This window comes from Alteromonas sp. CyTr2, assembly GCF_947311905.1.
Taxonomy (GTDB): Bacteria; Pseudomonadota; Gammaproteobacteria; order Enterobacterales; family Alteromonadaceae; genus Alteromonas; species Alteromonas macleodii.
In genome coordinates this window covers 63,015-82,937 of sequence record NZ_CAMZMZ010000003.1, presented here as the reverse complement: position 1 = coordinate 82,937, position 19,923 = coordinate 63,015, and the positions used below count along the sequence as shown (strand labels likewise).

General features: G+C 45.4%; 20 protein-coding genes. 8 read left to right on the top strand and 12 right to left on the bottom strand.

The window, feature by feature from the left end; all coding sequences use genetic code 11:
- Positions 1–69: 69 nt before the first annotated feature.
- The 7 genes from QME20_RS02945 to QME20_RS02915 are packed head-to-tail and all read right to left on the bottom strand — an operon-like array spanning position 70 to position 7,176.
- Positions 70–369 (bottom strand): YciI family protein, encoded by a 300-nt coding sequence (locus QME20_RS02945; RefSeq protein ID WP_281715425.1) that lies wholly within the window; start codon positions 367–369, stop codon positions 70–72.
- Positions 370–373: 4 nt separating this feature from the next.
- On the bottom strand, positions 374–1,183 hold the full coding sequence (trpA, locus tag QME20_RS02940; RefSeq protein WP_156078149.1) for a tryptophan synthase subunit alpha: 810 nt from the start codon (positions 1,181–1,183) through the stop codon (positions 374–376).
- A complete protein-coding gene (gene trpB / locus QME20_RS02935) occupies positions 1,183–2,364 on the bottom strand; it encodes a tryptophan synthase subunit beta (RefSeq protein WP_281715424.1) in 1,182 nt (393 codons plus the stop codon). The genes trpA and trpB overlap by 1 nt, the downstream gene beginning before the upstream one ends.
- A gap of 20 nt (positions 2,365–2,384) precedes the next feature.
- Positions 2,385–3,794, bottom strand: coding sequence for a bifunctional indole-3-glycerol-phosphate synthase TrpC/phosphoribosylanthranilate isomerase TrpF (gene trpCF / locus QME20_RS02930; protein WP_281715423.1), 1,410 nt, complete (start codon positions 3,792–3,794; stop codon positions 2,385–2,387).
- The gene (trpD, locus tag QME20_RS02925) at positions 3,787–4,818 is read right to left on the bottom strand and encodes an anthranilate phosphoribosyltransferase (RefSeq protein ID WP_014948943.1); all 1,032 of its coding nucleotides are present in this window, start codon (positions 4,816–4,818) and stop codon (positions 3,787–3,789) included. The genes trpCF and trpD overlap by 8 nt, the downstream gene beginning before the upstream one ends.
- Entirely contained in the window at positions 4,811–5,443 is a 633-nt protein-coding gene (locus QME20_RS02920; protein ID WP_101563971.1) for an aminodeoxychorismate/anthranilate synthase component II, read from the bottom strand. The genes trpD and QME20_RS02920 overlap by 8 nt, the downstream gene beginning before the upstream one ends.
- Positions 5,440–7,176, bottom strand: a complete 1,737-nt coding sequence (locus QME20_RS02915; protein ID WP_281715422.1) for an anthranilate synthase component 1 — start codon at positions 7,174–7,176, stop codon at positions 5,440–5,442. The genes QME20_RS02920 and QME20_RS02915 overlap by 4 nt, the downstream gene beginning before the upstream one ends.
- Before the next feature lie 278 nt (positions 7,177–7,454).
- Between QME20_RS02915 and QME20_RS02910 the strand changes: the two genes are divergently transcribed.
- From QME20_RS02910 to dkgB, 6 genes are all read left to right on the top strand, one after another.
- The gene (locus QME20_RS02910; RefSeq protein WP_281715421.1) at positions 7,455–8,312 is read left to right on the top strand and encodes a PHP domain-containing protein; all 858 of its coding nucleotides are present in this window, start codon (positions 7,455–7,457) and stop codon (positions 8,310–8,312) included.
- A 226-nt stretch (positions 8,313–8,538) separates the two neighbouring features.
- Positions 8,539–9,159 carry an L-threonylcarbamoyladenylate synthase gene (locus tag QME20_RS02905; RefSeq protein ID WP_014948946.1) on the top strand — a complete coding sequence of 207 codons (621 nt, stop codon included), beginning with the start codon at positions 8,539–8,541 and terminating at the stop codon, positions 9,157–9,159.
- A gap of 224 nt (positions 9,160–9,383) precedes the next feature.
- On the top strand, positions 9,384–10,247 hold the full coding sequence (locus QME20_RS02900; RefSeq protein ID WP_281715420.1) for a segregation/condensation protein A: 864 nt from the start codon (positions 9,384–9,386) through the stop codon (positions 10,245–10,247).
- On the top strand, positions 10,234–10,827 hold the full coding sequence (scpB, locus tag QME20_RS02895) for an SMC-Scp complex subunit ScpB (protein ID WP_281715419.1): 594 nt from the start codon (positions 10,234–10,236) through the stop codon (positions 10,825–10,827). The genes QME20_RS02900 and scpB overlap by 14 nt, the downstream gene beginning before the upstream one ends.
- A 40-nt stretch (positions 10,828–10,867) precedes the next feature.
- Positions 10,868–11,764, top strand: a complete 897-nt coding sequence (gene rluB / locus QME20_RS02890) for a 23S rRNA pseudouridine(2605) synthase RluB (RefSeq protein WP_014948949.1) — start codon at positions 10,868–10,870, stop codon at positions 11,762–11,764.
- A 228-nt stretch (positions 11,765–11,992) separates the two neighbouring features.
- On the top strand, positions 11,993–12,796 hold the full coding sequence (dkgB, locus tag QME20_RS02885) for a 2,5-didehydrogluconate reductase DkgB (protein ID WP_281715418.1): 804 nt from the start codon (positions 11,993–11,995) through the stop codon (positions 12,794–12,796).
- Positions 12,797–13,019: 223 nt separating this feature from the next.
- Here dkgB and QME20_RS02880 read toward each other — a convergent pair whose 3' ends face one another.
- Together QME20_RS02880 and QME20_RS02875 are read right to left on the bottom strand one after the other, a co-directional pair.
- Entirely contained in the window at positions 13,020–13,583 is a 564-nt protein-coding gene (locus QME20_RS02880; RefSeq protein ID WP_039230376.1) for a sugar O-acetyltransferase, read from the bottom strand.
- Between the two features lie 40 nt (positions 13,584–13,623).
- Positions 13,624–14,295: a hypothetical protein gene (locus QME20_RS02875; RefSeq protein WP_281715417.1), complete on the bottom strand. Its 672-nt coding sequence runs from the start codon at positions 14,293–14,295 to the stop codon at positions 13,624–13,626.
- 508 nt (positions 14,296–14,803) lie between these two features.
- On the opposite strand from QME20_RS02875, the gene QME20_RS02870 reads away from it, so the two are divergent.
- Positions 14,804–15,298, top strand: a complete 495-nt coding sequence (locus QME20_RS02870) for an arsenate reductase family protein (RefSeq protein ID WP_281715416.1) — start codon at positions 14,804–14,806, stop codon at positions 15,296–15,298.
- Positions 15,299–15,310: 12 nt separating this feature from the next.
- A complete protein-coding gene (locus QME20_RS02865) occupies positions 15,311–16,597 on the top strand; it encodes a DUF445 family protein (RefSeq protein ID WP_281715415.1) in 1,287 nt (428 codons plus the stop codon).
- Between the two features lie 132 nt (positions 16,598–16,729).
- On the opposite strand, the gene tmpT is transcribed toward QME20_RS02865, so the two are convergent.
- From tmpT to recN, 3 genes are all read right to left on the bottom strand, one after another.
- Positions 16,730–17,383: a thiopurine S-methyltransferase gene (tmpT, locus tag QME20_RS02860; protein ID WP_049586815.1), complete on the bottom strand. Its 654-nt coding sequence runs from the start codon at positions 17,381–17,383 to the stop codon at positions 16,730–16,732.
- A gap of 105 nt (positions 17,384–17,488) precedes the next feature.
- Positions 17,489–17,845: an outer membrane protein assembly factor BamE gene (gene bamE, locus QME20_RS02855; protein WP_012517879.1), complete on the bottom strand. Its 357-nt coding sequence runs from the start codon at positions 17,843–17,845 to the stop codon at positions 17,489–17,491.
- Positions 17,846–17,969: 124 nt separating this feature from the next.
- Positions 17,970–19,655 carry a DNA repair protein RecN gene (gene recN, locus QME20_RS02850; protein ID WP_281715414.1) on the bottom strand — a complete coding sequence of 562 codons (1,686 nt, stop codon included), beginning with the start codon at positions 19,653–19,655 and terminating at the stop codon, positions 17,970–17,972.
- Positions 19,656–19,923: the final 268 nt, after the last annotated feature.

Genomic DNA, 19,923 nt, shown 5'->3' with positions numbered 1-19,923 from the left:
CCGGAGCTATTCGCTCTTAAGGGGCTTTCGCTATTTATCGCTGTTTACTATGTAGCGTTTAGCTAAAATTTAAGGCAAAACCTTTTTATAAGGTTTAACTACAACACTTTCGTAAACACCCGCTTCGATGTACGGGTCGGCTTCTGCCCATGCTTGAGCAGCTTCTAGTGAATCAAACTCTGCGACTACTAGCGAGCCAGTAAATCCGGCCGGACCTGGGTCTGGACTACCTACAGCAGGGAAAGGGCCAGCCATAACTAAACGGCCCGCATCTTTTAATGCATTCAGGCGTTCAAGGTGAGCAGGTCGCGCCGCTAGGCGTTTTTCTAGACTGTCCGCCACATCGGTTGCACAAATCATATATAGCATACGTTTATCCTTTTGCCGTAGCGGATTTCATGCTTTCAACAAAGCTGCCGAGCTCGCTTAGCATTTTGTGACTGTCCGATAAATTGGCTGCGATAATATTCACTGTCGCCGAGCCTGAAATTGCGCCAGCGGCACCTGCGTCAATAGCAGATTTAACCTGTTCAGGTGTAGAAATACCAAAACCTAACAATGCTGGTGCTGCTTTGTGTTTGTTCAAGCGCTCAATAAGCTCTGAAGCAGGCACGTTTGCGGCAGTTTCTGCGCCAGTAACGCCCGCACGACCCAGCAAATACGTGTAACCTTTCGAGTATTCCCCGATTTTTTCCATGGTTTCGTCAGTAGCATTAGGTGGTGCAATCAGAATTTGTGAAATGCCAGTGGCTTCGGCTGCTTTTTGAAAAGGTGCCGCTTCGCGAATAGGAACGTCAGCGACCAAAATTGAGTCAACGCCTGCCTCTTGCGCTTTATTGTAAAAATTTTCGATGCCTTGGGCCATTACTAAGTTGCTGTACAGAAGCAAGCCGATAGGCACATTAGGATATTTTGCGCGAACACGTGAAATAACACCCAAGCAATCTGCTACCGTCACCTTATTACTTAACGCGCGAATGGCAGAAGCTTGTATTGTGGGGCCATCAGCGATGGGGTCAGAGTAAGGTATACCTAACTCAAGTGCGTCTGCACCGCTTTCTACTAGCTGGCAAATAATGGCTTCAGATTGCGCTAAATCTGGGTCACCCACCATTACAAAAGGTACGAAAGCGCCTTGGTTCTTTTCATCAAGGCCTGCAAACATCTGTGCATATCTATCCATTATAAATCGTCCCCTAAAATATTGATAACGTGCGCTAAATCTTTGTCGCCACGACCTGATAAGTTAACTACGATGATGGTTTCTTCTTCCGCTTCATCTGCCATATTAAGCGCGTGCGCTAAGGCATGCGACGATTCAAGGGCAGGAATAATACCTTCTTTCCTTGCAAGCAATTGAAATGCGTTCAGAGCTTCTTCGTCGGTAGCGGCCACGTATTCCGCTCGGCCAATGTCGTGAAGATAGGCATGCTGAGGGCCAACAGCAGGGTAGTCGAGACCAGCAGATACTGAGTAGCTCTCTTCAATCTGGCCTTCTTTGTCTTGCATGATGAAGGTGTAAGCGCCGTGAAGAATACCTTTTGTACCCGTCACGATAGTTGCGCCGTGCTCTTTGGTGTGCACACCTTTACCCGCAGGCTCAACGCCAATTAGGCGTACAGATGGCTCATCAATAAAGTCTGCAAACATACCGATAGCATTTGAGCCTCCGCCCACACATGCTACTACTGCGTCAGGTAAGCGACCTTCTTTTTCCATAATTTGTGCACGAGTTTCTTCACCAATCATACGGTGATATTCACGAACAATAGTCGGGAACGGGTGTGGGCCCGCGGCTGTGCCTAACAAATAGTGCGCTTTATCATAGTTTGCCGACCAGTCGCGCATGGCTTCGTTTACGGCATCTTTAAGCGTACCAGAACCGGCATTTACAGGAATAACCTCTGCGCCCATAAGCTTCATACGGAACACGTTTGGCGCTTGACGCTCAACATCTTTCGCACCCATATAAATACGTGCTTTTAGCCCCAACAATGCACATGCTAACGCGGTTGCAACACCATGTTGGCCTGCGCCTGTTTCGGCGATCACTTCTTTTTTACCCATGCGTTTGGTAAGTAGCGCTTGGCCCAACACCTGGTTAGTTTTGTGTGCACCACCGTGTAGTAAGTCTTCACGCTTTAGGTATAACTTTACCTTTGGGTTACTTACCAGATTGCGAGTTAACGTCATTGACGTTGGGCGACCGGCGTAGTCTTTTAACAGAGATAAAAACTCTTCGTTAAATGTCGGGTCGTCCTTGGCATCCAAAAATGCTTTTTCCAGCTGGTCTAGCGCTGGAATAAGTAGCTCGGGCACGTACATGCCACCAAATTCACCAAATTTTGTATCTAACTGGTTCATTACGTTGTCCTGTATTTAAATTAGTAACGGCGGCAAATGGCAAAAAGCGCGTCGAGTTTTTCTTCGCTTTTCACACCGGGGGCGGTTTCTACGCCTGAATTCACATCAATAGCACCACAGCCGGTTGCAATAGCTTCTGCAACATTCTGGGCGTTAATACCGCCAGCAAGCACTAATTTATGCTTCGCTTCGATATCGGTTAATAGCTGCCAGTTGAACGCTTCGCCTGTACCGCCTTTGGCATCACCCACTTGGCAATCCAGAAGAACACGGCTTACAAGGCTATTTTTTAAGTGTCTGTCCACTGCGTCTGGTAGTGCGCCAGAAGAGGTTGCTTTAACACCTTCGACTTTCCAAATTTCACAACCTTCTGGAAGCTTGGCAGCAAGCGCTGAAATGTAGGTGTCATGTTCGCTGCCGTGAAGCTGCACGGCAAAAAGGTTGAGCGAGGCGGCGAGCGATGCCACTTCATCAATGTCGTGATTAACGAACACACCAACAAAAGCACCGTCAATGCTCTGCGTTATAGTCAAAGCCTGTGCTTCGCTCACACAGCGTGGCGATTTTTCAGCGAAGATAAGCCCGCCAAAGCTAGCGCCTTTATCAAACGCCATTTGCGCTTGTTCGGGGTTGGTAAGCCCGCACACTTTAACTGCACCATTCACTAACGTTTTCACAGCGCGCGGTAGGTCAGACTCTGCCATTAACGCACTGCCCACCAAAAAGCCTTGGGATACAGGCGCTAAACGAAGCACGTCTTGGTGTGTGTATATGCCCGACTCTGAAATAACCACGTAGTCGTGCGTGGCTTTTTCAAGCATGGGCACAAGGCGTTCGGTGGTCGCTAAATCGGTAGAAAGGTCGCGTAAGTTGCGATTATTGATACCAATGATGTTGGCTTCAAGGGCAATAGCGCGCTCTATTTCTTCTTCATTACTTACTTCGGTAAGAATGTCTAATGACAGAGCATTGGCAACGCTTGCCAACTCGCGATATTCGTCATCATTTAGCACACTAAGCATTAATAGCACTGCGTCGGCATTATAGTGACGGGCTAGATACACTTGATAGGTATCAACGAAGAAATCTTTGTTAAGCACAGGCTGAGCAACACGCTCAGTAACATAAGCTAAGTACTCAAATTTACCTTGGAAGTACTTCTCGTCTGTCAGCACAGAAATACCGGCAGCATAAGGCGTGTAAGCCGCTAAGATCTCGTCTAAATCGAAATGCTCTCGAATAAGGCCTTTTGAAGGCGATGCTTTTTTGCATTCGAAGATAAAGCCTGCGTTTGGCTCACTAAGTGCGGCAAATAAACTCTTTTCGGAAGGAACTAGATTCGTCTTGAAGCTTTCCAGCGGCAGTGCATCTTTGCGTGCGGCCACTTCTTCTCGTTTGTCTGCAACAATTTTCTCAAGCACATTAGCCATTCGTGCTTACCTCCTGAGTAATTTTGGCAACCTTCGTTAATAACTGCATGGGTAACCCTTCGGCCATAGCGTTCATCGCCATTTCAGCCCCTTCTTTGAAGGTTGAGGCTTTGCCGGTTACTTTCAACAGTGCCCCGCAGTTCATGGCGATAGCGGCACGGTGCGCCTCTTTACCTTCGCCGTTTAGCGCTGCTTCAACAAATTGTCTGTTTTCTTCAGGTTCACCGCCCTCAATCGCAGAAAGAGGATAATGAGGTAAACCGAAGTCTTCGGCGGTAACGGTAAGCTTGCGAATATCGCCATGCTCAAGGTCGTAAATCATTGATTCGCCGTGAAGCGCCAGTTCATCCAAGCCATCGCCATGCACTATCATTGCGCGGTGTTGGCCAAGCAGCATAAGGGTTTTTGCGTAAGGTTCAAGCAGTTCAGGAGAGTATACGCCGAAAACGCCATGAGTTGGACCCGCCGGGTTTGCCAGCGGCCCCAGTATATTAAATAAGGTTCTGGTCTTCATCGCAGCGCGCACGGGGGCTGCGTGGCGCATACCGGCGTGATAAACCGGTGCAAAAAGAAATGTGAAATTTGCTTCATCTAAGCACTTGCGGGATGTTTCTGGGCTAATTTCCAAATTAAGACCAAACTGGCGAAACAAATCAGCAGAGCCAGACTTACTCGATACACTGCGATTACCGTGTTTCGCCACCTTCACGCCACAAGATGCGGCAACTACACCGGCTGCACTGGAAATATTAATGGTGTTGTGGCCATCTCCGCCTGTACCAACGATATCTGCAAACTCATAAGAAGGTGTGGGAAAGGGCAGTGCATTGGCAACCATGGCACTCGCTGCACCCGCAATTTCGCTGGGTGATTCTTTTTTCATTTTCAGCGCAGTCAGCACTGAAGCAATCATCACTTCGCTTTGCTCACCGTGCATGATGCTGTTGAATAAGCTGTATGCTTCGGTTTGCGACAGTGATTCTCGCAACATAATTTGTTCTAGTAGAGGGCCTGCGTTAAGCATGGTTCGCTCCCTGTAACGTTAAATAGTCAATACTTTGCTTTAACAGCAAACTGCCGTGGGCTGTTAAAATAGATTCTGGGTGAAATTGGAAACCCAACATGCGATCTTCGCTGTTGTAAACTGCCATTACGGCCTCACTGCCGTCATCGTTTATTGTAGATGCGCAAACAGTAAGGTTTTCAGGCAATGAATGTGCCACTAAAGAGTGGTAGCGTGCTACATGTAAGGGCTGCTGTAAGCCTTTGAACATAGCGTCTTCAGAATGAGTAATGGCAGAAGATTTGCCGTGCATAACTTGGCTGGCGCGACCTACGGTGCCGCCGTAATGCTCAACAATAGCTTGATGGCCTAAACAAATACCAATTACGGGGAACACGCCGTGTACTTTTTTAAGTAGCTCAGGCATACAGCCAGCTTCACTTGGTGCACCTGGGCCTGGCGACAGCATAAGAAGCACTGGGCCTTTCGTTGCTTGTTCCTGCATTCTTTCAAACAGAGCATTTGCTGAAACCGTGTTGCGATAGACTTTAATGTCTAGGTTTAAGGTGCGCAGTTCGTCCACAAGGTTGTAGGTAAATGAGTCTACATTGTCGAGCAAAAATAGGGTGGTCACTTGCTGATTCATGCGTTGCCTCCTTCATTTAATGCAACGTTGATACTTTCAGCTTCTTCTTGTAGCGCTGCTTTTACTGCACCAATTACCGCTTGTGCCTTAGCGCGGGTTTCATCAGCTTCAGCTTGTGGAACCGAGTCATATACTACACCTGCACCCGCTTGAATATAAGCCGTGCCGTTTTTCACAAACGCTGAGCGAATGACAATACAAGTGTCCATTTCGCCTTGACCATTCAAGTAGCCAACCGCGCCGCCATAACTGCCGCGGCGTTTTTTCTCTACTTCGCGAATTAACGTCGCTGCGCTTACTTTTGGTGCGCCAACTAGAGTGCCCATATTCATGCAGGCTTGATAAGCGTGCAGTGGATCTAAGTCGTCACGTAGCTGGCCAACCACGCGTGACACCAAGTGCATCACGTGAGAGTAACGGTCAACTTTTAGCAAGTCTTTCACATAGCGCGTACCTGGGCGACTCACTTTTGCCACATCGTTTCGGGCAAGGTCAACCAGCATAATGTGCTCAGACTTTTCTTTGGTGTCTTCGCGAAGGTTAAGCTCAATACGGCTGTCTAAATCTCTGTCGATACTGCCATCAGGGCGCTTGCCACGTGGACGGGTACCGGCAATCGGGTAGATTTCTACTTGATTACTTTCTCTTTCGTATTTAAGCGCTGACTCAGGAGAGGCGCCAAATATGCTAAAAGCGGCATCTTGCATGTAAAACATGTAAGGGCTTGGGTTTGATTCTTTAAGTTTAGCGTAAGCAAGTAGCGGCGACGGGCAGGGGAGAGAGAATGTGCGCGAGGGCACAACCTGAAAAATGTCGCCGGCTAAAATGTGCTGTTTTAAGTCCAGCACATGGTTGCAAAACTGTTCATCGCTTAAATCAACACTCACTTCAACGCTTGGGTCAAAAGAAGAAAGTGACTGTCCGTTTTCGGTTTCGTTTGGGCTTTCTGAGTTGGAAACGAGTGACTGTCCGCTTTGAGCTTCACTTTCTACATCAGTAATTCTTGCTGTCTTTACACCCAGTAGCACGGGCTTGGCAGGCATATCGTGTAGCTGCTGATGAATTGCTTCTAAGCGCTGAGCAATGGCAAAGTATTGCTGGGCAACGTCTTGTCCACTAAAAACACTGCCAATTAAATGTGTCTCGCGGGTTTGGTGGTCAACGGTAATTAAGGTCTCTGCCAAGTAAAACACAAAGTCTGGACAGTCATTTTCACCTTCTGCAACATCGGGTAGTTTTTCAAAGCCTGCTAGCATGTCGTAGGCAAATACACCGCCTAAGAAAACCGCGTGGGGATGTTGGCGGATTGGTGTAATCTTATTGATAACAATGCGAAGCGCGTCCATTACGCTTGCGGCCTTTAAGCGGCTGTCTTCGTCAAGTTCACCGTCAGCCTCATCACACACCAACGTAATTGAAGTGTCTGTCCTTTCTTTGATGTGTAGGCCGTCAGGGGCGTGGTCAACAAATAAAGGTAACACTGAAGCGCCGTTGCCTGTCAGTGCTTTCACTTCAACGCAGTTGCCCCGGCATTCCATGCGCAGTGCTGCGTCAACCATTAACAAGCTTTGTAAATCGTCTTTAGAATCAATTTCTGCCGACTCTAAAAGCAATGCGTTATTTTTATTGCCACAAAGGTGGGCAAACGCGGCAAGTGGATCATCGACATAGTGTCCCACCTGCTCAATTGTCTCTACCTTACCTGGAGAAATCCCCAGTTCCGCTAAACTCATTTTTGCTACTCTCCAACTGCAAAAAGACAAAAAAAAGGCCCGTATAAACGGGCCTTTATGTGTATTCATTCACGCACTACAGTGCACACCGCCCGTTAAGTTAGGGAGTGCCACCACCAAGCTGCAACTGTCATTGCTGTTGAAATATTGTATGAATGCATGAATTACTCGTTGTTTTTCCAAACTTCAATAGGATTTGAAGCGGTTAGTACGTATACTTTGTGTGTATAGAAGAAAACAAATTGCCGTTTGTGTCAACCTAAAATTTGCATAAGACATTGAAAATAGATCTACACAGTCATACAAAATTCTCTGATGGCCACCTAACGCCAGAAGAATTAATCCTTCGCGCACACACCATGCAGGTGGATGCGCTTGCCGTTACCGACCACGATACCGTAGCCGGTTTGGAAGAAGCACATGCTACCCAATCGAAGCAAAAACGTGCTTTAACCATTATTGATGGTGTTGAAATTTCCACCACTTGGCACAGTTTCGATATCCATATAGTTGGATTAAATGTGGACAGACACTGCCCAACGTTTCTTGAGCGGCTGCAAGGCCAGTCTCAAACCCGAGAAGCCCGAGCTGAAAAAATTGCTGATAAGCTCGAAAAGTGTGGGTTTGAAGGTGTTCTAACGCGAGCAAAAGCGCTAGCGGGCGTTGGCCAGGTGACACGGGCGCACTTTGCGCGCGTATTAGTAAACAACTACGGTGTGCCAAGTATGGACGCCGCGTTTAAGAAGTATCTTGGCAAAGGCAAACGAGCTGCAGTTAAAGCAGAGTGGCCAAGTATCGAAACGGCTATCGAGTGGATACACGATGCAGGTGGACAAGCAGTACTGGCTCATCCTGCTCATTATGATATGACAGCGAAGTGGCTACGGCGTTTGGTGGCCTTGTTCGAACAAGCCGGTGGCGACGCCATTGAAACCGCATTCCCAGGTATCAATAAAACCAAACAAGAGCTTATTAATGAGCTTGCACAAACCCATCATTTACTAGCATCGGCGGGCTCTGATTTTCACTTTCCGTCTCGTTGGACTGAGCTGGGTAAGAACCTCGGCATTAGCAGTAAGCTCACACCCGTATGGCATAATTGGAAACAATTTGAAGGGCAGATGGCCGAGAGCTAAGGAAATCTAATTTGCAACGCTCTCGGTATAAATGGGCAAGGTAAGGCAAATGGTTCACGTACGGTTGATGAGCGCTAAAGCTAATTAAAATGCCGAGAGTTGGTTGGTAAAAAGCTTAAAAGCGAGTTTTACCCACGAGCTTAACCAGTAAGCTTTACGAGTGGACAGACACTGGCCTCGTTGGCAAAGTAGTATCGTTCTGCGCGTTTAAGAAAAGGAAGTAATTATGAGTCAATTTTTCTATGTGCACCCCGACAACCCGCAAAAGCGTCTAATTAGTCAGGCTTGTGAGTTAATTCGAGAGGGAGCAGTGGTGGTGTATCCGACAGACTCAGGCTACGCCATAGGTTGCCAAATGGAAGACAAAAAGGCGCTTGAGCAGTTGTGTCGTATTCGTCAAATCGATAAAGATCACAACTTTACCTTAATGTGTCGAGACATGTCTGAGCTATCAATTTACGCAAAGGTAGACAACACGGCGTTCAGGCAAATTAAAAACAATACGCCGGGGCGTTACACCTTCGTCTTGAAAGCGACCCGCGAAGTACCAAAGCGTTTGCAAAACCCTAAACGTAAAACCATAGGAATTCGTGTGCCCGACAACGCCATTGCACTTGCATTATTGGAAGAACTGGGCGAGCCGTTGATGTCTACGTCTTTGATTTTGCCAGGCAATACCATGGCTGAATCAGACCCAGATGTCATTCGAGACAACTTAGAAAAGCAAGTAGGGCTTATTATTCATGGTGGTTACATTGGTGAGCAGCCTACTACCGTGGTTGATTTGTCGGAAGACACGCCAGTAATTGTGCGACATGGCACGGGCGATCCGTCTCCCTTTGAGTAACTTTCGTTAGGCTGACTTTTTGAAAAGATAGTTTTAAATAGGTTATTTTAAATAGCTTCTTTTGCTAGTTGCAGGTGGGAGTTATAGTAGGAAACCGTAAGCTAAGTTTGTAAGGCCTGTAGCGCTTCGGTTTGCAGCGAAGCACTACAGGCCCTCGCGTGAACGCGTAAATAATAATATCAATAATCGCCGCTTTGTTAGCGCGTAAAAACGGTTGTGGAACTGTGTCAGAGCTTGTTGAAGACAATAATAACGATAATGACGCCTCTGTTGAGACGAGGCTTTCGACACCTGTTCAGCAGCCGTTGCCACTTGCGTTTATTAATGGCGAAGCGCTAATTGAAAAGCCTGAAGATCTCTTCATTCCCCCCGATGCCCTAGAGGTCATATTAGAAACCTTCGAAGGGCCGCTCGACTTACTGCTTTATCTGATTAGAAAACAAAAGTTTGATATCACCACACTGCCCATCGCTGATGTTACCAAGCAGTATATGGAATATGTGGATGCCATGATGTCGCTAAAATTGGAGCTGGCGGCAGAGTACTTGCTGATGGCAGCCATATTGGCAGAAATTAAGTCCAGGCTTCTACTACCTAAACGCAGTGACGATTCCGACGAAGAAGAAGACCCGCGCGCAGAGCTTATTCGCCGATTAAAAGAATACGAGCTGGTAAAGCAAGCGGCAGAAGATTTAGATATTCAGCCTAGACTTGAACGGGATATTTTCACCACTCACGTTGAACTAAGTGAGAATGTGGCGCCAATTCGCATTGAGCCCGATGTGTCTTTAGCTGAAATTGTATTGGCGTTCAGTGCGGCCATGAAGCGCGCTGAAGCGTTTGAACACCATACCATTGCACGGGAAGCACTGAGCACGCGAGAGCGCATGTCGCTCATCTTGTCGTTACTCACAACAACAGAATATACGCCACTTGAACGCCTATTTACGGTTGAAGAAGGTAAAGCTGGGGTAGTGGTTTGCTTCTTAGCAATTTTAGAATTAGTAAAAGAACAGCTAATTTTATGCATTCAGGCAGGTCCTTATGCAAAAATTCATGTAAAATTAGGTGCCCATGAAGAAAATTAACACGGCGCAGCTTAAACAATTGGTAGAGGCAGCAATATTTGTTGCTGATAAGCCTATTTCAAAGCAGCATTTAAAAGAAACGGTACTCAATGAATTTACCGTCGCTGATAGAACCTTGAGTAAGGTGATTAACGAGCTAAAGTTAGACTATCAGCCAAGAGGCATTCAGCTGGTGGAAGTAGCTAGTGGCTATCGCTTTCAATCGTTAGATGCGTTAAGCCCGTGGTTAAGCAAATTGTGGCAGGAAAATGCGCCAAAGTATTCTAGAGCAATGCTCGAAACCTTGGCACTCATTGCCTATCGTCAACCTATAACCCGCGGAGAAATAGAGCAGGTCAGGGGCGTGGCGGTAAGCAGTAATATTATAAAGACACTCACAGAACGAGACTGGGTAAAGGTAGTAGGTCACAAAGAAGTGCCTGGGCGACCAGCGCTTTATGCAACTACCAAAGGCTTCTTAGACTATTTTTCGATGACGTCGTTGAGCGATTTGCCCAATGCCGACGTTTTCGAAAACATGGCTGAAAGTATTGCGTCAGACTCGCCGCTTAAGGTGTTAAATGAGGCACCGTCTGAATAGACCGTGCGACCGTAAACAAGCAATTAAAGAGTGAAAACCCATGACTGAAAAGTTGCAAAAAGTACTGGCTAACCAAGGGCTAGGCTCGCGACGAGAAATGGAACGTTGGATTGAAGAAGGCCGAGTATCGGTCGATGGCACCAAAGCAACATTAGGAGATAGAGTCGATCACACTGCACAAATTCGTGTTGATGGTCATTTGCTATCTCGTCAAACAGAACAGCCAATCTGCCGCGTGTTGATGTACAACAAACCCGAAGGTGAATTGTGTAGTCGTCACGACCCAGAAGGTCGCGATACGGTTTTTGACCGTCTTCCCGCTATTCGACTAGGGCGTTGGATCACAGTGGGTCGTCTAGACATGAACACCAGTGGCCTGCTGTTATTCACCAACGATGGTGAATTGGCAAACCGCCTAATGCACCCAAAATGTGAAGTAGAGCGCGAATACGCAGTGCGTGTATTTGGTGAAGTTACGGGTAAAACGCTACATACGCTCCAAAAGGGTGTGGAGCTGGAAGACGGTGAAGCAAAGTTCCTGACAATTTCAGGTGCGCCTACGCCGCAGCATGCTGAAGATGAAAGCATGAACCGTTGGTATAATGTGACCTTGAAAGAGGGGCGTAACCGTGAAGTGCGTCGTCTTTGGGAGTCGCAAGGCGTGCAGGTAAGCCGTTTGATCCGTGTTAAATATGGCCCAATCGAGCTACAAAAGCGTTTACCGCAAGGTGCGTGGGTAGAACTAGGGTTAGAAGACGTGAACGCGCTTCGTAGCCATGTTCAATTGCCGGATGAAACGCAAACTATGGTCAACGTACGCCAGGGTAAACTTGACCACGCGCGCTTAAGTCGCATGCGTCGCTCGGTTAAAAAGCATAAAGTGCGTAAGCAACAAGGCTTAAATAAACGAGCTGGACGTCCCGCCAAACGTAAGTAATACTTAATTTATTCTTCACGTGTAAGTGATTACTCAAAGCCGCAAGCGTTCGCTAGCGGCTTTTTTATTTCAGTGACGTGCATTCTTCAACTTAATCACTAGGTTTGTCCCCCATTTAATTCTGATTTCAGTCACGATGATTACGATCTTCTTTCTAAGCGATGGCGTAGCAAAGTGTGAAGCTGCTACGTCAGGTACGGTAAGACCAAAACGGAAAAGGAGAAAGTAATGAAAGAGATGCCTCAGTTAGGAATGGGAACGTTTCGGTTGAAAGGTGACGAGGCCCGTGAGTCAGTCAGTAAAGCGCTAGAGGTTGGTTTCAGACACATTGATACCGCACAATTTTATGACAACGAAGCACAAGTTGGTGATGCCATAAAAACCAGCGGCCTTGATAGAAGCGAACTGTTTGTCACCACCAAGGTGTGGCACGAGTCATTGGGCGATGCTTATTTTATTCCAAGTGTTCACGAAAGCTTAGAAAAGCTGAAGCTAGAATATGTTGATTTGCTTCTTATCCATTGGCCATATCCTGGCAATGATATTTCACTCGAAAGTTACTTAGGCAATCTTGCGAAGGCGAAAGAGCAAGGGCTTACTCGTCATATTGGGGTGTCTAATTTCACTATTGATTTGTTAGATAAGGCCGAAAAGGTTCTTGGTAAAGGCGAGATTTACACCAACCAAATTGAAATCCATCCTTTCATGCAAAATAAGAAAGTTGTTGAAGCGTGTAAGGAAAAAGGCATAAAAGCGACTGCATATATGCCATTTGCGGTAGGAAAAGTAATGAAGGACGAAACTTTATTGCGAATAGCGCAAAACCACGATGCGACGCCTGCGCAAGTTGTTCTGGCGTGGATGGAGAAACGTCACATTTACGCAATCCCTTCATCAACCAGTAAAGTACACTTGGCGGAGAATTTAGCTTACGGTGGTGTACATTTAACTGATTCAGAGCTCGCGCTTATTGATGATCTTGATAACGGCGACCGAATTGTAAACCCAGATTTTGCTCCAGACTGGGATTAACGATTTATAGAGCGCGTTTGTCTTTAGACTACTAACGGGATAGCGTTTAATTTTACCTAGCTCTGTGTACTAGGCTAAAAACAGGGGCCGCCTTTGAGGTACTAATGGCGGCCCTTGAAGAGTCTTTGAATTACCGGTTCAGATTAAATCGATAGATGTGACTTGGTATGGACTCGTGTAAAGGTGTTTTTTAAGACATGTGATACCGAAAACATCACATGCTCTATTCGGCTTGCTCTATTTCTTTGATGACTTTGGCGGGGTTACCACCTATGACCACATTGTCGCCAAAAGACTTAGTTACCACCGCGCCAGAGGCCACAACCACATTGTCTCCCAACGTTACGCCAGGGTTTATGACCGCCATACCACCAATCCAGCAATTATCGCCAATAGTAATGGGCTTGGCGAACTCGATGCCGGTTGCCCTTTGTACAGGATCTAATGGGTGCGTAGCGGTGTACAAACCGACTTGAGGCGCAATCATGCAGTTATCACCTATCGTGACCTTCGCTGCATCTAAAATCACACAATTGAAGTTAGCGAAAAAATTTTCGCCTACGTGAATATTTTCGCCGTAATCACATTTGAATGAAGACTCGATGTAAAGCCTTTTTCCAGTACTACCAAACAGCTCTTTTAGTAGTCTTGTACGCTTTTTGTGGTCACTTTGACAAGTTGTGTTGAGCTCGTCTAATTGCATACGACATTGCTTGCGCAATGCCGATAATGTTTTGTCTGACGGAAAGTATAAATCGCCAGCAAGCATCTTTTCTTGTTCAGTCATGCATTTCCAGAATGTTAGCTTAAATGATTAAGCTGATAAGTTACTGCGCACCACTGTAGCTTACAATGACTTTTTGCTTAAGTTCGTCGCTTTCAATATCTAAGTTAACAGGACGGTGCAAAACAATGTTGCCGTCCACAGTAACCGATGCACTAATCGATAGGATAGGTTTGTTGTCTGATTTCTTGCCCCAAGCGCTTTCACTTTCCTTATATACGATATCGCCTAAAACGTGAGAAGAGCCAGACAAAGTAATATCGCCGTTGAGTGTTTTGATGTGTTTTTCAATGGTTGTATCAACGGCTGTTATGTCTCCATTCACTGTTTCAACGCTACCGCCAATTGTACTTTGCGTAGGAAGCGTAACATTTCCATTCACGGTCTCTACACCCTTAAGCACATTGAGGTGTGAAGCTGCACTTACATCGCCATTTACAATATCGATATTTCGGACAGACACATGGCTACCCATTTCAAGATTTCCGTTAACGATGCTGACTTCATCCGCGCCACCATGATCGCTAATTTCCACATTGCCATTAACAGAAGAAATATCGCCAGCGTGCTTCCCTTCAGCTATGTCAATATTGCCCAGAATAGAACTGAAATCGCTGCCTTCTAATGCACTAGCGTCTCCAACATGGATAACGCAGCCAGTAAGCAAAGAGGCTGAAAGCAACATAGCTGCACTAGCAATTATAGACTTTTTCATATTCTTATATCCTTGATTATTTTATAAATACTTAATAACACGCTTTAACGGTATTAATATCAAACACAAATTTTGTTGTGTATTTATAAAATACGTTTCACGTATCATGCCACTCTTAAAAAGTATTTTAAATCAAAAGGTTAGTTTAATGTGCCAAAGGGGGGAGACTGGCTCAATGGTGTAATGACTAATTTTATAGTTTCATCTGCCACCGGATGGCGAATTTGACCATTTTGTGCCACATGGCTCTAAGCTCAGAAGGGATTTCAGAAGGGGACAGACACTCGCTTGAAGAAATTATTTAAAGAAATGGACAGACACTCATTGTGAATACATCTTTTTGGTTACAAGCTGCTTTTTTGAGTGTGTGTCCGAGAAGTACAGGTAGCTATTTGAGTGTGTGTCCAACGAGTACAGGCAAGGTTTTAGCCTATGCGAGTGTCTGTCCTCGAATTTTAATAGTATGTTGGTATATGTGGTTTTTACTTTTTAGTGAGGTTAGGTGGCGATGATAAAGATTTATCACAACCCAGAGTGCGGCACGTCTAGGAATGTACTGGCGGTGATCAAGGCCGCTGGGTATGAGGTGCAGGTTATTGAGTATTTACGTGTTGGGTGGGAACGTGAACAACTAATTTATTTGTTGAATGCAGCTAACCTTAACCCTCGACAAGCGCTTCGCACAACAAAGTCTCCTGCTGCTGAATTAGGGCTACTTGATGAAACAGTGAGTAACGAAATCATCTTTGAATTGATGCTGGAACATCCCGTTTTAGTGAATAGGCCTATTGTTTGCATTCCCGAAGGTGAACACGAAAAAGCAGTTTCTTTACCTCTTGGGAGAGTTGAAGGTAATTCCTATTCGAATAACGCAAAAGAAACAGTGAAATTATGCCGGCCAAGTGAAGCTGTACTGGATATTTTGCCTGTATGGCCACAAGGCCCTTTTGCTAAAGAAGACGGCACACCACTTATAGACCAAGATGGTAAACGAGTAATTTAAACGGAGTAGTTTATGCAGGACAAGTACACGCAATTAAATAAGGCTAAAAGGCTTGCATTGGCCTGTTTGATTTTTGCCGCAAGTGTATTTGTTTTAACGGTTTTACTTCCCAAGTTTTATCCAAACTTGCAAGGAGCATGGTGGTTGGGGCTTATTAAGATGGCCAGTGAGGCGGCGCTCATCGGTGGTCTAGCTGACTGGTTTGCAGTGACAGCATTATTTAAGCCAATTCCAGCGAAGTACCCCATTCCGCACACCAATATCGTGGCTAGTAACAAGTCTGTTATTGCTAATAACCTGTCATTGTTCGTTAAGGAAAAGTTCTTTCATCCTGAAGCAATAGAGAAGCTAATTCGGGACAGCGACCCTGCTAAGGGCGCGGGAAGGTGGTTGTCACAGGATAGAAACGCTACCCGTTTAAGTCGCTTTCTATGCGATGCTTTTGCAGGCGTTCTTCGCGTGCTCGATGACAAACCTGTGAAATCGTTTATCGCTAAAACCGCACAGAAGGGCATTAACCAACTTGATCTTAGGCAATTGATGGCAACCTCGTTAAGCGCCGTTACGAAAGAGCGCCAGCATCAGGTAGTGCTTGATAGGGTGTTAGGGAAATTGGCCTCACTGCTTGCAGAGCCAGAAACCCAAATCTACATAGCAGATACGTTAGTAGTCTGGCTAAAAACCGAATACAGTCGTATTGAAAAGCTATTGCCGTCTAGTTGGCTAAGCGAGCAGGGGGCACTCATAGCTGTTAAAGCGGTTTCAAGTATTTTGGAAGATGTATACGAAGATGAGCATCACCCCATTCGCCATGCATTTGATGAGCAAGTACAAGAATTCCTCTACGAACTACAGCACAGCCCGTTAATGGAGAAAAAGGTAAACAGCTATCGGGAAAAAATTATTAATGACCCAGCGTTAAACGCGTATGTTCAGCAATCATGGGCCAAGTTTCATCAATGGCTTTTAACGTCTCTTGAACAGCAAAATGGTAAAGCAGAAACAAAGGTGTCGAGCCTTTTAAACGATTTGGGTACCACGTTAACGCAAGACAGTGAGCTAGCAAAAGCGTTCAATAAGCACATTGGAGAAGCGGCTAAATATATGGCGCCTGAGTTGGCTGAATTTCTAACCCGTCACATTTGCGACACCATCAATAGTTGGGATGAACGTGAAATGGCTGAGCAGGTAGAGTTGAATATTGGCCGCGATCTTCAAAAAGTTCGCATAAACGGCACGATCGTAGGCGGGTTGATAGGTGCAATATTGTTTGGCATAGAGGCACTGCTTGGCCTCTAGTCATTTATTTAAGCAAGTCGCATTAGCTGGTGTGGTATGAATAGCTTGAGTGTCGCTGTTAATCAGTGCTAAAACGCAAACTATAAAGCAACCATTTCAACGCTTTCTATTGGCAACAAGTCTTAAAAAAGTCTACTTCGCCGTTAGTGCAAATACCAAATTATCAGCGTCTACTTTGCCTTTCAAACCGCCTTCAAGCACCGAGCGCTCTAACCTTTGAATGTTGTAGTCCGCTGAATAAAGAGCGTCGACGGTTTTTTCGTTTACGCTAAAGGGAGGGCCGGCCATTTCATTCTGGTCATACTCGAAAGAAATGATTAGCTGGGGGGCGCATTGAGTAATGGCCATTAAATGCGCAGCATATTGCTCGCGGAGCGGGCTAGGCAGCGCGACTAAAGCGGCTCTATCATAAATGCCCGTAACGTCACCTAAGTCGCTTGATGTAAGTTTAAAGATATCACCTACGTAAATGGTTAAACCGTCTTTAGCGTAAATTTTACCGTTGGAAGTAGTGGTAACAGTAGGCTCTACACCTAGCTCTTCAAACAGCTGTATAATAGCCACTTCGCTTAGCTCAGCACCAACCACTTCACAACCCTTGGAGAGTAACCAACCAATATCTCGGGTCTTTCCACATAGTGGTACAAAAATGCGCTTTAAAGATGTGCTAGGACTATCGTCGCCAAACAGAAAAGACGCATACTTTACCAGAAGTGCATTCCCTTCAGGTTCGTGAAATCCAATCTCGTTCTTTTGCCATTTACTGTGCCAAAAACTATGTTCCATATAAACCTCAAGTAAGTAAGCGATATATCTCTAAAAAAACAGACGTTTTTATGAAGGGTATTAGAAACAAAAAAGGTAGCGAGAAACGCTACCTTTTAAACAAAATTAGTTATCAAGCGGTGTATTGAAGTCTTCAGATAACTCGAAGTCACCTTCAACCGTTGTCACTTTGTTGTCTACAAAGTTAATCACCATTTGCTTTTGAAAATCTTCACCACGCTTTTTCATACCGCGCTTCATATCGTAAACGTAGTACCAAGTGTCATCGTCGAATGAGTCTTGAACAACAGGGTTACCTAGTACATAAATAACTTGTTCTTTTGTCATTCCAACGCGCAGCTTTTCCACATCTCTTTGATCAAGGAAGTTACCTTGAGGAACGTCGATTCGATAAATCCAGTTCGAGCAAGCGGTTGATGTTAGTGTGATACCAAGAATTACTAATAGGTGTTGCAACTTCATGCGTTAATTTGTCCAGTATTGCCTTTGTTAGTGTCATTGAACTTCGCTAAAGCGAATTTCGAGACTGTTTTATTGCAAGCGCGAAGGCATGCTACATTGACAACTATGACCAATCAACTGCATTTTAGTTCGATGCTGCGCTTTTAAGCAGTTCTTTTGCATTCGCTAGCGCCGACTTGGTTACTTTATCACCGGCTAATAGTCTTGCAAGCTCATCGATCCTGTCTTGCTTCGTCAACGCCAACATCTGGGTTTCAGTACTTTCCCCGTCGGTAAGCTTGGTAACAAACAATTGATTATGTGCCTGTGCCGCTACTTGAGGTAGATGGGTAACACACATTACTTGCGATTGTTTACCTAATTTACGTAAAAGCCCGCCAACGATTGATGCTGTTGGGCCGCTAATGCCCGTATCGACTTCATCGAAAATCATAGTAGGGGTAGCGTGATGGCCGCTCGCGATAACCTGAATAGCCAGTCCTATACGAGAAAGTTCACCACCTGATACGACTTTTTCTAATTTGTCTGCATCTTGACCAGGGTTGGTAGACACTTTAAATTCTACGGTATCTAGACCTGTGCTCACCGGCTTCTTAAGTTCGTCGTATTGAATCTGAATATCCACTTTTGCGTGGGGCATATTCATTTGGCGAATTTGCACTTCAATATCTTCGCTTAGCTTACCAGCAGCACGTTGCCTGCTCTCAGAAAGCGCTTTGGTCGCGGTTAAATACGTTGCTCGTGCTTCTTCTACTTCGCCTTCAAGCGTACCTAACAGTGTTTCCTGTTCCGATAAAGCATTGAATTCGGCGGCTAGCTCTTGGTGATGCTGATAAAGTCCCTCTGGCATCACAGTATGTTTACGGGCAAGTTCCATCGCCTTCGCATAGCGCGCCTCAACTTGCTGTAAGCGAAGTGGATCGATCTCTAAGTGATCGCAGTAGCTACGTAGCTCTCCTGCCGCTTCTTCTACTTGAATTGCTGCATCATTAAGCATTGCAATGATTGGCGTTAAAGTAGCGTCGTGCGCCTCTAGTTCGCCTAAACGTTCAATACTGCTTTGTATTACTGACAATGCGTTGCCTTCATCGCTTTCATATAAATTGTATACGCTGGTCTGTGCTTGCTCTAAAAGGCTTTGCCCGTTACTCAGGCGTTTGTGCTCTATTTCTAACTCTTCAAATTCACCCTCTTCAATGGCGAATTCATCAAGTTCTTGAACCTGATAAGTTAACAGCTGAATTCTGTCTTCGCGCTGCTGGGCTTGTTCTTGAAGCGCCTTTAACGTGCGCTGCTTATCACGCCAAAGAGAGTAGGTTTCTCTAACCTCCACTAATATGTCGTTGTGCTTAGCGTAACCATCGACTAATTCCCTTTGATGGTCTTCTTTCAGCAACTGTAGGTGAGTATTTTGACCGTGAATGGCCAACAAAAACTGGCCTAAGCCTTTTAACTGCTGAAGTGAGGCGGGAATACCGTTGATAAAAGCTTTTGAACGGCCTTCCTTTGAAATAACTCTGCGAATAAAGCAGCTATTCTCATCTTCATCTGAGGTGAGCTCATGTTCATCGAGGAAGGCTTTAGCTAATACATTGCCGTTTAGAGAAAAGTGAGCAATGATCTCCGCTTTTGCGCTGCCTTTTCGCACCGCATTTGCGTCGGCGCGCTCGCCTAAGCACAAACTTAAAGCATCAATGGCGATGGATTTACCAGCACCGGTTTCGCCGGTTATAGCAGTCAACCCGTTTTCCAGTTGAACCGATAATTGTTTTACAACAGCAAAATTTGAAATAGAAAGATGCGCTAACATAACCACACTCGAAAAAAGTTGAACATGATGATATATACAGTAACTGATAATATATACAGTATTTTTTCTGTGTAAAGTTAAGTCGTAAATATTTTACTTAAAAATTAAAGTGGATTGTGAAAAGTTTAAAGAAATCAATATTGTATAGAGCGTTTAAAAAGGAGTGGTTATGAGTAACCCATTAATAATAGGCTGCGCTAGATGCGTTCGTTACAGTGGTTATACAGTAGTAAATTAGCTCAATGCTAAGTAGCTGAATAACTCAAAA